This is a genomic window from Pseudomonas sp. B707 (genome assembly GCF_022496685.1).
Taxonomy (GTDB): Bacteria; Pseudomonadota; Gammaproteobacteria; order Pseudomonadales; family Pseudomonadaceae; genus Aquipseudomonas; species Aquipseudomonas paraglycinae.
Genome location: NZ_WTVE01000036.1, coordinates 66,948 through 79,906, shown reverse-complemented (window position 1 = coordinate 79,906; position 12,959 = coordinate 66,948). Strand labels below are relative to the sequence as shown.

The following is a 12,959-nucleotide window of genomic DNA, read 5'->3' as shown; positions in this document are numbered from 1 at the left end:
TGCGCAGTCAGAAAACTGCCGTCAATCCGGGAGCGGTGAAGCGTTTCACTCGGGCGAGTGGAAACTCAGGCTGTAGTTCACGGCTTTCGGGCCTGGATCGAGGATGTCCAGGGCGATGTGGATCGGCGTCTGCGGCGGCATTTCCGCCATGCCTTCGAGGTCGCCGTTGAGGTATTCGCCGGGCTTGAAGCGACGACTGGCGATCAGGTGACCGTTAAGGTCGGCGAAGCGCAGCTCCAGCAGCGGAAACGGCTGCGAAAACGGCGCGCGGTTATAAATGATCGCGTCCACCACCAGCGCACCGCTGAATTCCGGGTGGCTGCGCACCACCAGGTTGCTGCTCTTGATCTTGGCGATATCCACCTTGGACGGCACCGTGCAGCCGACTTGCGGACACAGTTGCTGGAACCACGGCCGGTATTGATCCTGGCGCGCCAGTTCATCGAAGTGATAGGCGATGTACTGTCCGCCCAGACCGGCGGCGGCCAGCACGATCAGCAACAGCCAGAGCAGGCGGCGGCCCCAGGGCGAGCGGCGTTTTTGCCAGTCCAGTTGCAGCGGATCGTCGGTCAGATCCTGCAAGGCTTCGGCGCGAACGCTGGATTCGACGCGTTCGCGCTTTTTGCGCGGGGCTTCGATCAGTGGCAGTTCGTCGTCGACGTCATCGCTGGCCGACAGGCGTTCGCGGCGGGCATTCGGGTCGATCGGATCGTGCAGACGCAGTTGCGGGATCGGCGGTTCGTCGTCGAGATCCACCGGCTCCAGCGACAGCGAAGGCTCGGTGCGCTCCGGTTTGATTGGCTCGGGCTCAACGGCGTCGGGTTCCTCTTCGACTTCGGGTGCGCGCTCTTCTGCCGGTTCGCTGAACAGGCTGTCCGGCCACGTCGTGTCTTCCGGTTCGTGGCTGTCGCGGCGGGCGCTCAGAGCGTCTTCGCGCGGGCGGCCGAACTCGGTGGTCGGCTGGATTTCCCGTTGCTCGAGGCGGGCCAGTTCTTCGTCCAGATCCAGGCTGTCCAGATCCAGCTCGGCGGCGCTCCATTGCTTCTGGCTGATGGCGCGCGGCTCGGGCGTTTCGACGATGGCCGGCGGCTCGACAGGCGCAGGCTCGCTGATCGGCGGTGGTTCGCTGATCAACGGCGCCACTGGCGTGACCGCTTCCTTGCCTGCGTGTTGCTCCAGCAATTGCTTGGCGGCATTGAACACTTGCAGGCAGGAGCCGCAACGAACCACCCCGCGGGCCACGCTCAACTGAGCGTGGCTGACACGGAAACTGGTTTGGCAATGCGGGCACTGGGTGACGAAGCTGTCGGTCATGCGGCGATCCGGATTGAGCAGGCGGTCATTCTAGCGCCGACGGCCGGTGATGCGCACCCAGCCATCACGATTGGCGATCGGGTCGAGATCGAAGTCCTGCGCGTAGGCGGCAGCGACTTCGTCACCTTGTTCGGCGAGGATCCCGGACAGCGCCAGGCGCCCGCCGGACTTGACCAGACCGGACAGTTGCGGCGCCAGGGAAACCAGCGGACCGGCCAGAATGTTGGCCACCAGTACGTCGGCTTTGACCTGCGGCAAGTCTTCCGGCAGGTACAGCGGGAAGAGTTCGTCAGCGATGTTGTTGCGGCCGGCGTTGTCACGGGAGGCTTCGAGTGCCTGCACGTCGATGTCGGTGCCCACGGCTTCTTTCGCGCCGAGCAGCAGGGCGGCAATCGCCAGAATCCCCGAGCCGCAGCCGAAATCCAGCACGTTGCAGTCTTTCAGGTCCTGGCCGTCCAGCCATTCCAGGCACAGGGCGGTGGTCGGGTGGGTGCCGGTGCCGAATGCCAGGCCCGGGTCCAGCAGCAGGTTGACCGCGTCCGGCTCCGGTGCGGCATGCCAGCTCGGCACGATCCACAGGCGCTGGCCGAAGCGCATCGGCTGGAAACCGTCCATCCAGCTGCGTTCCCAGTCCTGGTCTTCGATTACTTCGCTGTGGTGCTCGGGCAGCGGGCTGCCGGTCAGCAGTTCCAGGTGGGCCAGTACCGGGGCGGCTTCGGTGCCGCCCTCGAACAGGGCCAGCAGGTGGGTGTGCGCCCACAGCGGGGTGGTATTGAGTTCCGGTTCGAAGATCGGCTGATCTTCGGCGTCCATGAAGGTCACCGAAACGGCGCCCACTTCAAGGAAAGCGTCTTCGTAGGTTTCGGCTTGTTCCGGGCTGATGGCGAGTCTTACTTGCAGCCAAGGCATGGCGGGCACCTGTGAAAAAGATTGATTGCAGCCTAGCGGCCTGCGAGAAGCGCGCAAGTTTACGCGAGCGCGACGGTTTTGTGGGAGCGGGGAATGTGTGAGCAGATGAAACCTTCGGAAACAACAAAGCCGCCCGAAGGCGGCCTTGTCTGGTGCGGGCTGAAGCTTAGTGCTTCTCGCCAGCCAGCTTGTGCTCGAGGTAGTGAATGTTCACGCCCCCTTTGCAGAAGCCTTCGTCACGGGTCAGATCACGGTGCAGCGGGATGTTGGTCTTGATCCCGTCAACCACGATTTCGTCCAAGGCATTGCGCATGCGGGCCATGGCTTCGTCGCGGGTCGCGCCGTAAGTGATCAGCTTGCCGATCAGCGAGTCGTAGTTCGGCGGAACGGCATAACCGCTGTACAGGTGCGAATCGACGCGAACGCCGTTGCCGCCTGGAGCGTGGAAATGCTTGACCGTACCCGGGCTCGGCATGAAGGTTTTCGGGTCTTCGGCGTTGATCCGGCATTCCAGCGAGTGACCGCGGATGACCACATCATCCTGGGTATACGACAGCTTGTTGCCAGCGGCGATGCTGAGCATCTCCTTGACGATGTCGATACCGGTGACCATCTCCGAAACCGGGTGCTCCACCTGAACACGGGTGTTCATTTCGATGAAGTAGAAACGACCGTTCTCGTACAGGAACTCGAAGGTGCCGGCGCCACGGTAGCCGATGTCGGTGCACGCCTTGACGCAGCGGGCCAGGACTTCCTTGCGCGCGTTCTCGTCGATGCCCGGTGCCGGCGCTTCTTCGAGAACCTTCTGGTGACGGCGTTGCAGCGAGCAATCGCGGTCGCCCAGATGGATGGCGTTGCCCTGGCCGTCGGACAGAACCTGCACTTCGACGTGACGCGGGTTGGTCAAGAATTTTTCCAGATAGACCATCGGGTTGCCGAACGCCGCGCCTGCTTCGGAGCGGGTCAGTTTCGCCGAGGCGATCAGGTCTTCTTCCTTGTGCACCACGCGCATGCCGCGACCACCACCGCCGCCGGCGGCCTTGATGATCACCGGGTAGCCGACTTCACGACCGATGCGCAGTGCCGTTTCCTCGTCTTCCGGCAGCGGGCCGTCGGAACCTGGAACGGTTGGCACGCCCGCTTCGATCATCGCGTGCTTGGCCGATACCTTGTCGCCCATCAGGCGAATGGTTTCGGCTTTCGGGCCGATGAAGGCGAAGCCGGAGTTCTCGACCTGCTCGGCGAAATCAGCGTTTTCCGCGAGGAAACCGTAGCCTGGGTGAATGGCGGTAGCGCCAGTCACTTCAGCGGCCGCAATGATTGCCGGGATGTGCAGGTAGGACTGAGCGGCAGAAGCCGGGCCGATGCAGACGGATTCGTCTGCCAGACCCAGGTGCATCAGCTCTTTGTCGGCCTTGGAGTAAACGGCGACGGTCTTGATGCCCATCTCTTTGCAGGCACGCAGAATCCGCAGGGCGATCTCACCGCGGTTAGCGATCAGAACTTTTTCCAACTTCGCAGTCATCAAAGGCTCTCCGCAGTTCAAACGATGGTGAACAGCGGTTGGTCGTACTCAACCGGCTGGCCGTCTTCGACGAGGATGGACTCGATCACACCGCTGGTTTCAGCTTCGATGTGGTTCATCATCTTCATGGCTTCGACGATGCACAGGGTGTCGCCTTTCTTCACGGTCTGGCCGACTTCAACGAAGGACGGCGAGGTTGGCGAAGATTTGCGATAGAAGGTGCCGACCATCGGCGAACGGGCAACGGTGCCGTTCAGCGCTGGAGCAGCAGCGGCAGCTGGAGCTGCGGCAGCAGCAACCGGAGCGGCAGCGGCGGCAGGTGCAGCGGCCGGAGCCTGCATCGGAGCCGGAGCGTAGTACTGCTGCGCCGGGGTCTTGCTGTGACGGCTGATGCGTACGGACTCTTCGCCTTCCTTGATCTCGAGCTCGTCGATGCCGGACTCTTCCAGCAATTCGATCAGTTTCTTAACTTTACGGATATCCATGAATCATCAACTCCCAAGGGTCGGTCAGGGGCGTATAGCTTGTTGTTCAAGCTGCTCTAGTGCAGCCTCCAGGGCCAGTCGATAACCGCTGGCGCCAAGGCCGCAGATCACTCCTACCGCTACATCGGAGAAGTAAGAGTGATGGCGGAAAGGTTCGCGTTTGTGCACGTTGGACAAATGCACTTCGATGAATGGGATGCTCACTCCCAGCAGCGCGTCACGTAATGCGACACTTGTGTGTGTAAATGCTGCCGGGTTGATCAGAATGAAGTCCACGCCCTCGCCGCGTGCGGCGTGGATGCGGTCGATCAATTCGTACTCGGCGTTGCTTTGCAGATACAGCAGATGATGGCCGGCTTCACGGGCGCGGCGTTCCAGATCCTGATTGATCTGCGCCAGGGTGGTCGACCCGTAGGTCCCGGGTTCCCGGGTGCCGAGCAGGTTCAGGTTGGGGCCGTGCAGCACCAGTAGCGTTGCCATCTGCGTGTTCCTTGTTATGGGTGAGCCTTCGTCAGAACCCGGCGACTATGCCGCAAAGACTTTGTGACTGTCCAGTTCTCTGCAATAGCCAGCACGATGACCGATGTTTGCGCAAAATATGTGACTGACTGATTAAATCCGGTCATTCGCTTTGGCAACACGTTCGGCGAAGTCGCTGGCGTTGATCTCGCCGATCACCCGCACATCGCGACGTTCCGCCCCGTCCTTGCCGAAGAACATCAGCGCCGGTGGGCCAAACAGGCTGTAGCGGTCGAGCAGGGTGCGCTGTTCGGCATTGCTTGCGGTGATATCGAAGCGTATCAGCCGATAGCCCTTGAGCCGATCGACGACCGTGGCGTCATTGAGTACTTCGTGTTCGATGACTTTGCAGCTGATGCACCAGTCGGCGTACCAGTCGAGCAGCATCGGGGTGCCGGCGGTTTTCGCTTCGAGGAGCACTCGATCCAGTTCCGCCGGGGTGCTGACGGTCTGCCACGAACCACTGTTTTGCGCAGTCGAGCCGCTGTCGGCAAGGCGTGCCGGGGCTATCGGATTCAAAGGATCGGTCTGCCCGCTGAACGCGCCGTACCAGCAGGCCAGCGCATAAAACAGCAGGAACAGGCCCAGCAGTTGGCCGAGGCGTTTGCGCGGCGGTTTGTAGACGAATTCCAGAGCGCCGAGGAACAGGCCGACGCCACCGGCCAGCAGGCCGATCAGCAGCAACGTGATCTGCCCCGGCAACACCCGGCTGAGCAAACCGATCGCCAGCCCGAGCAGCAACACGCCGATGCCGTTCTTCACGTACATCATCCACGGCCCGCTTTTCGGCAGCCACGCTGCGCCGCCGGTGGCCACCAACAGCAGCGGCGCGCCCATGCCGAGGCCGAGCATGAACAGCTTCAGGCCGCCGCCCAGCGCATCGCCGCTGGCGCTTATATAAAGCAGCGCGCCGGCCAGCGGGGCGGAAACGCATGGCGATACCAGCAGACTCGACACCACACCCAATACCGCGGCACCCCACAGCGAGCCGCCTTCAGTGCGGCCGGCGATCCGGTCGAGACGGCTGCTGATGAAGTGCGGCAGTTTCAGCTCGAATACGCCGAACATCGCCAGCGCGAACACCGCAAAGAACATCGCGAACGGCACAAGCACCCACGCTGATTGCAGCCGCGCCTGCAAATTCAGTTGCGCGCCGAACAGCCCCATCAGCGCCCCAAGCAGCGCGAAGCACGCAGCCATCGGCAGCACATAAGCGAGGGACAGATTGAAGCCACGCAAACCACCGACCTGACCGCGTAACACCACGCCGGACAGGATCGGCAGCATCGGCAATACACAAGGCGTGAAGGTCAGGCCCAGGCCTGCCAGGAAAAACAGCGCCAGATCACGCCAGTCCCAACCCGTCACCGGAGCGGGCGCGTCATTCGCCGCTGCGTTGCCCTCGATGCTCAGGCGTTCGGTTTCCGGTGGGTAGCACAAACCCTTGTCGGCGCAGCCCTGATAGGTGACGGCCAGCGTGAAAGCCCGGGGATCATTGCGCGGCAGTTCTACATCGAGGATGCCGTGATAGACCTCGACGTCGCCGAAGTACTCGTCGTGTTTCTGTTCGCCTTGGGGCAATTGTGCGGCGCCAAGTTTTACCTCGGCAGGCTCGGCACGAAACTGGAAACGATGGCGGTAGAGGTAATAGCCTTCGGTGGCGACGAAGCGCAGTTTGACCGATTGCGGCGTGCTCTCGACCAGGCTCAGTTGAAAGGCTTCACGCACCGGCAGGAAATCGGCGCTGTTGTTGACCGAGCCCAGTGTGGCGCTGGGTTTGCTGTCGAACAGACCGGCGGCGCCGGCCGGCAGGGCGAAGACGAAAAACAGCAGGCAGAGCAGACGGCGCATGACAATCTCGCGAATCAAAGGTGCGGGAATGATAGCGGACTTGGCCCTGCGCTGTGTGTCACACGCGGAACGCCTGCACGGCGGTGTGCAGCTGGCCGCCCAGCAACAGCAGGTTCTCGCCTTGCTCGCGGCCCTGGCCGATGCGCAGCAGATTGTCTCCGCCCAACTGGTGAATCCGCTCGCTGTGATCGCGGATCTCGCTGACCGCGCCGCTCTGTTGCGCGGTGATGTCGGCGATGCGGATCGCGGTGTCGGAGATGGTCTGGATCGCGCCGACAATCTTGTCCAGCGCACCGTCCGCCGATTGCGCCTGATTGGCCGTGGCCTCGGCGTGTTCGACCTGCGCGCGCATGCCCTCGACCGATTGCCGGGCGGCGGTTTGCAGGCCGGCGATCAGGGTCTGGATTTCGGCGGTGGCGCCGGCGGTGCGTTGCGCCAGCGAGCGCACTTCCTCGGCCACCACGGCAAATCCACGGCCCATTTCCCCGGCCCGAGCGGCTTCGATCGCCGCGTTGAGCGCCAGCAGGTTGGTCTGGTCGGCAATCGAGCGGATCACCGTCAGCACGCCGCCGATGGTTGCCGATTCTTCGGCCAGGTGTTCGATCATCTGCGCGTTGCCTTGCACTTCGCCGACCAGCGCGTGCAAGCCGGTGAGGCTCTGGCCGATCACTTGTTGCCCGTGTTCGACGGCCAGCCCGGCATGGCGACTGGCGTCGGCGGCCTGGCGCGCATCGCCGGCCACTTGCTGGATGGTCGCTTCCAGTTCGCCGAGGGAGTCACGGATCAGCGCGGTATCGCCGGCCTGATGTTCGGCGCCGCTGTGCAAGTCATTGCTCAGCTCGGCGAGGGTGCGGCTGCTGCCGGCCACTTGCTCGGCATTGCCGCGAATCGTCCCGACCAGATCCACCAGATAGGCGCGCAGGCGATTGAGCGAGGCTTCGATGTCGTGCAGTTCGCGGTTGGTCTTGCCCAGATGAATGTCGCGGCTGAAGTCGCCTTCGGCCCAGGTCGACAGCGCCGGCGCGAGGTTGGTCAGGGTGCGGGCGAGGCGTCGCTGCAGGGTGTCGATCAGCAGCGCGATCAGCAGAATCAGGCCGATCATCACGCCTTGCATCAGCCGCACTTCGCCCTGGATCTGCCCGTGCTGGGCGCGCACCACGGGTTCGAGACCGGCGATGGCCTGCTGCACGGCGGCGATTTTCTGGTGGGTCGCGGTGCTCAGGTCGGTGCGTTTCTGGATCTGCTCGCGGGTGCGCGCCAGTTCCGCCGGGTATCGGCCGAGCAAACTGTTGAGTTCGCGTTTGAGGCCGACACCGGCATCTTCGGCAGCGGCTTTTTCCGTGCTTTCGATGCCCATCATCGCGGCGAAATCGTCGCTGCCGGATTCACTGCTGGCGACCACGCCGAGCAAGGGCAGGGCATCGATCGTCTGGGCCTGGGCGCGGATGTTGCTGACTTCGCGCTCGACATCGGCGGCCAGTTCACTGCGCCCGCTGCTGACCAGTTTGTCTCGGGCCAGCGACAGTTTGCCCAGATGTTGAGAGGCAACCAGCAGAGGCGTGAGATAGGTCGCGTTGCCGCCTGCATAAGTGCTGAGCTGATCGAGGCTGGCGCTCAATTCGCGCTCGGCCTGCAACAGCAGGGCCTGCGGATCGCCGGCCAGTTTGCCGGCGGCCAGCAGGTCGGTCTTGCTGAATTCATCGAGGCCGGTGAGGCTCGGGCGCAAGGTATCGGCCAGCGCCGGCGGCAGCTCGTCGAGCTCCTTCTGCAACTGATCGATGGCCTGGCTGGCGCTGCTCAGGCGCAGGGCGTCGCCGCTGGCGAGGTAATCCTCGACGTTGCGTGCCACGTCATTCTGAAATTGCTGCGACAGCCCCAGGTATCGCTCCATCAACAGATACGGGCGCTCCAAGGCTTTCTGCGACCACCACAGCGTGGCGCCGAGGGCCACGCAGACGGCGACCAGCAACAGAGTATTGAGATTGGTGAGCAACTTCAGGCGCATGACGGCTACCAACGGCAGAATGGTAAGCGCCTGAATTTATTGCGGTTCTGTTACAGGGTTATGACCGATTGGGTCGAATCCGATGAAAAAGTGGCACTTTGCTTTGAGTCGCGCGCGGTCTGCACCCGATTGCGTCCTTCGCCCTTGGCACGGTACAGCGCCTCGTCGGCCTGGCTGGCCATCATCAGGCTGTCGGAGTCGTCGTGCATTTCCACCACGCCGGCGCTGAAGGTGCACCACAGATCCTGCGGTTGGGCCGGATAGTGGATCTCGGCAAAGCGCTGGCGGATTTCGTCGAGCACTTTGTGCGCGGCTTCTATATCGGTGTCGGGCATGACGATGGCGAATTCCTCGCCGCCGTAACGGCCGATGAAATCGGTCTTGCGCAGACGCTGCTTGAGGAACAGCGCCAGGCTCTTGATCACCCGGTCGCCCATGGGGTGGCCGTGGCTGTCGTTGACCCGTTTGAAGTGGTCGATGTCGAGCATGGCAAAGCTCAACGGCTTGTTCTCGCGGCGGGCGCGGAACGAGCAGTCTTCGAGCAATTGCAGAATGTGCGTGTGGTTGTACAGGCCAGTGAGGCTGTCGCGGACCATCCGTGCTTTCAGGTTACGCGCACGGGCGGCGCGGTTGCGCACGGTAGTGATCAGGTGGCGCGGCTTGATCGGCTTGGTCAGGAAGTCATCGCCGCCTTCGCTCATGGCGTCGAGCTGTTTGTCCAGATCGTCCTCGGCGGACAGGTAAATGATCGGCACGCTGACATAGCGGTCGTTGTGACGGATGACCTTGGCCAGCTCGGTGCCGGTGCAGGCCGGCATGTACATGTCGAGGATGATCAGGTCCGGCTGGAAGTCCGCCAGCTCGGCCATGGCCTGGATCGGTTCGATCAGGGTGCGGGTGACGATCCCGGCGCTGTTGAGCAGGCGTTCGGTGTGCAGGGCCTGGGCGCGGGAGTCGTCGATGATCAGCACTTTATAGGGCTCGTACTGGGCGACGCAGGTCAGGACTTCGATCTTCTCCAGCAGGCTCGAGGCTTCGAGGGTGCCGGTGAGGAATTCCTGGCCACCGGCGCGCACTGCGGCGAGGCGGGTCGGGGTGTCGGTTTCGTGCAGGCTGAAGAAAAGCAGCGGCAGTGGTTCTTCCAGACCTTGCTGGGCTTCGGCGGCGAGTTTCAGGCCGACGCCGACGCCGCTGAAATCCACGTCCATGACGATCGCGGCCGGCAGGCGCTCGACCATCGACGAGCGAAACGCCGACACGCTGTCCAGCGCCTGGGCGCTCAGACCGAAAAACTCCAGCTGTTTGGCCAGCCGCTCGGCGCGGTCGTGATCCTGCAGCATCACGTAGATCGGTTTGCGCAGGGGCGGCAGGAAGGTTTGATCAAGCTGATCGCCATGGCGCAGGCCGGTGCGCGACAGACGCTGCATCAAACGGTTGAGATCGGTGATCAGGCCGCTGCTCAGGCGTCCGCGATTGGCGTCCACCGCGTCCAGCGACTGGCTGATGTGGCGGGCCAGCTGCGTGTGCTCGGGCTGTTCGAAACGCTCGGCAAAACGCAGCAGGCGCAAATTGGCCTCGCTCAGTTCGGCGAGATCGGCAGTGGACCACTCACTGCGTTGCAGGCGCTGCCATATCTCAAGAATCTGACGTGCCTGATGAATTACCCGCTGGGCAAAGTGGTGCTTGAGGCGCTCACGGCTGGGGTCTTCTGGCTCGGTCATATCCTGACTACTAGTTAGGGTGCATGCTGAGATCGACTGGTGGCTCTATGCTAGCACCTCTTTTCCCTTACATGAGTGTCGTACGTCAATAATCTGCGGTACGACATCATTCAGTTTCTGACTGCCGGGTTTCAATTTGAACCTGATCGTCGGGGAAGTCCCCATCTACTGGGCATTTTCCGATCTGCACGCCGGTGAATTTATCGGAGTATGAGAAAGGTGGGGCAGGGTGTTTGTGCTGTCGCGTTGCGGGTATCGGCATCGAATTGGTGGTGAATCCGCTATCGGGGAATCCCTTAGGGCGGTCTGTACAGGCCTCGTGTCGGGTAGCGAGATAACGCCTGTCAATATTGACGGGTGCCCGGTCGAGGCACGTTGTTGTATGGTTGTGGTCGAACCGTTGAACCCAAGATTGAAAGGATATCGCCATGCTGGACTGGAAGAACCGCGCGGGCAGCGCGCCTGAACGTGCCGCCGAGCCCAAGTCGGCCACCCGCAGCTATGTCGGCGGGCTGTTGTTCAGCCGGGCGCTGGCCACGCTGGTCGCCATTTACCTGTTGGTGACTATTGCCCTTGGCTGGTACTGGAGCCAGGAGCCGGCGCTGTTTCCCGTGGCGCAGAACGCTCAGGTTGCCGCCGAGAAAGAGGGCAAGCAGATGGTGGTCGGCTACACCACCGTCGAAACCCTGAAAACCGTTGCCGGCACGTTGCTCGACAAGCCGGGCGGCTACATTTCCAACGACCGTTTCCCGCCGGGCCTGTGGATGGACAACATGCCGAGCTGGGAATACGGCGTGCTGGTGCAGGTTCGCGATTTGACCCGCGCCCTGCGCAAGGACTTCGCCCGCTCGCAGTCGCAATCGGCTGAAGACGCCGACCTGGCCAAGGCCGAGCCGCGCTTCAACTTCGACAACAAGAGTTGGATCCTGCCGTCCAGCGAGTCGGAATATCAGGAAGGCATCAATTCCCTGAGTCGTTATCAGGCGCGCCTGTCCGACCCGACCCAGAAAAACGCGCTGTTCTACGCCCGCGCCGACAACCTGAACAACTGGCTGGGCGATGTTGGCACCCGTCTCGGGTCGCTGTCGCAACGGCTGTCGGCCAGCGTTGGCCGGGTCAAGCTCAACACCGCGCTGAAAACCGAGGTGCCGGCGGTGGGTGAAGTGCCGCAGGTCGACGAGGAAGTCGTCGAGACTCCGTGGATGCAGATCGACAACGTGTTCTACGAAGCCCGCGGCCAGGCCTGGGCGCTGTCGCACCTGCTGCGCGCAATCGAGGTCGATTTCGCCGACGTGCTGGCGAAGAAGAACGCGACCGTCAGCGTGCGTCAGATCATTCGAGAGCTGGAAGCCTCCCAGGAGCCGGTCTGGAGCCCGATGATCCTCAATGGCAGCGGCTTCGGTGTGCTGGCCAACCACTCGCTGGTGATGGCCAACTACATTTCCCGGGCCAACGCCGCCGTGATCGATTTGCGTCAACTGCTCAATCAGGGCTGAGTCATGGACGAGAGCGCCAGAGAGGCGGCCCACCGCGCCGCCTCGGATGCCGAGCAGATTGCGTGGGTCGACGAGCAGGACAACCTGCTCGGTTCCCTGGTGCGCGCCGACCTGCGCGAGCGCGGGCTGATCGGCCGTGGCACCTACATCATGCTGTTCAACTCCGCCGGTGAACTTTGCGTGCATCGGCGCACGTTGAGCAAAGCCATTTATCCCGGATACTGGGACGTGGCGGCAGGCGGCATGGTGCAGGCGAACGAGACGTACGCCGAGTCGGCGGCCCGTGAACTGGAGGAAGAGTTGGGGGTGAGCGGCGTCGAGCTGACGGCCCACGACCATTTCTACTTCGAAGACACCGGCAATCGCCTGTGGTGTTCGGCATTTTCGGCGGTGTGGGACGGGCCGCTGATCCTGCAGCCCGAAGAAGTGCTCGAAGCGCGCTTCATTCCGGTCGCGCAGGTCATGCTGGAAATCCAGCAAAAGCCTTATTGCCCGGACTCTCTGGCCGCGTTGAAACGCTATCTGAAGGCTCAGCAAAGCGACGTCGCAAAGAACACATAAATTGGCGCCGATTGGCACTTAGCAATCGGCGTTTTTGCCGTTACACTGCGCGACCTTTTCAAGCTGTGCCGGCCCGCTTTCACGAGCCGATGGCACAGTAGCGCTGCCCCTGCCTGAGTGGGGCTTCGCGGTCGATAGCCTTGCCCAAGGCTGCGATCAGTCTTTGTCCTCCCGAGAGGATTGCCGGTGGCCAAAAAAGCCGCATCCTTCGCCGCCCTGGGCGGCCTGGTATTTTCCACCGACGCAGGTCGTCATTGCCCGGAATGCAGCAAGCCGGTGGACGCCTGTATCTGCAAACAAACCGTGATCCCGGCCGGCGACGGCATTGCCCGCGTGCGCCGCGAGAGCAAGGGCCGTGGCGGCAAGACGGTGACCACCATCACCGGCGTGCCCCTGGCCGAAGACGCACTCAAGGAGCTGGCGACAACGTTGAAGAAACGTTGCGGCACCGGCGGCGCGTTGAAAGACGGGATCATCGAGATTCAGGGCGACCATGTCGAGCTGCTCCTGGCCGAGTTGGTCAAGCACGGTTTCAAGGCGAAGAAGTCCGGCGGCTAGCAGCCTCTGTGAAAC

Annotated in this window: 11 protein-coding genes; 3 read left to right on the top strand and 8 right to left on the bottom strand. The window is 62.7% G+C overall.

Going from position 1 to position 12,959, the window contains the following annotated elements:
• Positions 1-45: 45 nt before the first annotated feature.
• From GQX66_RS27640 to gcbA, 8 genes are all read right to left on the bottom strand, one after another.
• On the bottom strand, positions 46-1,314 hold the full coding sequence (locus GQX66_RS27640; RefSeq protein ID WP_240872077.1) for a DUF3426 domain-containing protein: 1,269 nt from the start codon (positions 1,312-1,314) through the stop codon (positions 46-48).
• Positions 1,315-1,344: 30 nt separating this feature from the next.
• On the bottom strand, positions 1,345-2,223 hold the full coding sequence (gene prmA / locus GQX66_RS27635) for a 50S ribosomal protein L11 methyltransferase (protein ID WP_007951025.1): 879 nt from the start codon (positions 2,221-2,223) through the stop codon (positions 1,345-1,347).
• A gap of 166 nt (positions 2,224-2,389) precedes the next feature.
• Positions 2,390-3,748, bottom strand: a complete 1,359-nt coding sequence (gene accC, locus GQX66_RS27630) for an acetyl-CoA carboxylase biotin carboxylase subunit (protein ID WP_240872076.1) — start codon at positions 3,746-3,748, stop codon at positions 2,390-2,392.
• 17 nt (positions 3,749-3,765) lie between these two features.
• On the bottom strand, positions 3,766-4,233 hold the full coding sequence (gene accB / locus GQX66_RS27625; protein WP_007951023.1) for an acetyl-CoA carboxylase biotin carboxyl carrier protein: 468 nt from the start codon (positions 4,231-4,233) through the stop codon (positions 3,766-3,768).
• Between the two features lie 24 nt (positions 4,234-4,257).
• Entirely contained in the window at positions 4,258-4,713 is a 456-nt protein-coding gene (gene aroQ / locus GQX66_RS27620; protein WP_007951022.1) for a type II 3-dehydroquinate dehydratase, read from the bottom strand.
• 132 nt (positions 4,714-4,845) lie between these two features.
• A complete protein-coding gene (locus tag GQX66_RS27615; RefSeq protein ID WP_134021683.1) occupies positions 4,846-6,603 on the bottom strand; it encodes a protein-disulfide reductase DsbD in 1,758 nt (585 codons plus the stop codon).
• A gap of 58 nt (positions 6,604-6,661) precedes the next feature.
• Positions 6,662-8,608, bottom strand: a complete 1,947-nt coding sequence (locus tag GQX66_RS27610; RefSeq protein WP_085746562.1) for a methyl-accepting chemotaxis protein — start codon at positions 8,606-8,608, stop codon at positions 6,662-6,664.
• Positions 8,609-8,658: 50 nt separating this feature from the next.
• Complete coding sequence (gene gcbA, locus GQX66_RS27605; protein ID WP_102718619.1) at positions 8,659-10,329, bottom strand: diguanylate cyclase GcbA; 1,671 nt, start codon at positions 10,327-10,329, stop codon at positions 8,659-8,661.
• Positions 10,330-10,757: 428 nt separating this feature from the next.
• Here gcbA and GQX66_RS27600 point away from each other — a divergent pair, with 428 nt between their 5' ends.
• From GQX66_RS27600 to GQX66_RS27590, 3 genes are all read left to right on the top strand, one after another.
• A complete protein-coding gene (locus tag GQX66_RS27600; RefSeq protein WP_102688343.1) occupies positions 10,758-11,825 on the top strand; it encodes a DUF2333 family protein in 1,068 nt (355 codons plus the stop codon).
• Positions 11,826-11,828: 3 nt separating this feature from the next.
• Positions 11,829-12,386 (top strand): NUDIX hydrolase, encoded by a 558-nt coding sequence (locus GQX66_RS27595; protein ID WP_085746565.1) that lies wholly within the window; start codon positions 11,829-11,831, stop codon positions 12,384-12,386.
• A gap of 186 nt (positions 12,387-12,572) precedes the next feature.
• Entirely contained in the window at positions 12,573-12,944 is a 372-nt protein-coding gene (locus GQX66_RS27590) for a translation initiation factor Sui1 (RefSeq protein ID WP_007951016.1), read from the top strand.
• Positions 12,945-12,959 lie beyond the last annotated feature (15 nt).

Coding starts and splice junctions, on each gene's coding strand:
- gcbA (WP_102718619.1), bottom strand. CDS start 10,329: ATGACCGAGCCAGAAGACCCCAGCCGTGAGCGCCTCAAGCACCACTTT.
- accC (WP_240872076.1), bottom strand. CDS start 3,748: ATGACTGCGAAGTTGGAAAAAGTTCTGATCGCTAACCGCGGTGAGATC.
- prmA (WP_007951025.1), bottom strand. CDS start 2,223: ATGCCTTGGCTGCAAGTAAGACTCGCCATCAGCCCGGAACAAGCCGAA.
- GQX66_RS27610 (WP_085746562.1), bottom strand. CDS start 8,608: ATGCGCCTGAAGTTGCTCACCAATCTCAATACTCTGTTGCTGGTCGCC.
- GQX66_RS27640 (WP_240872077.1), bottom strand. CDS start 1,314: ATGACCGACAGCTTCGTCACCCAGTGCCCGCATTGCCAAACCAGTTTC.
- GQX66_RS27600 (WP_102688343.1), top strand. CDS start 10,758: ATGCTGGACTGGAAGAACCGCGCGGGCAGCGCGCCTGAACGTGCCGCC.
- GQX66_RS27595 (WP_085746565.1), top strand. CDS start 11,829: ATGGACGAGAGCGCCAGAGAGGCGGCCCACCGCGCCGCCTCGGATGCC.
- GQX66_RS27615 (WP_134021683.1), bottom strand. CDS start 6,603: ATGCGCCGTCTGCTCTGCCTGCTGTTTTTCGTCTTCGCCCTGCCGGCC.
- accB (WP_007951023.1), bottom strand. CDS start 4,233: ATGGATATCCGTAAAGTTAAGAAACTGATCGAATTGCTGGAAGAGTCC.
- aroQ (WP_007951022.1), bottom strand. CDS start 4,713: ATGGCAACGCTACTGGTGCTGCACGGCCCCAACCTGAACCTGCTCGGC.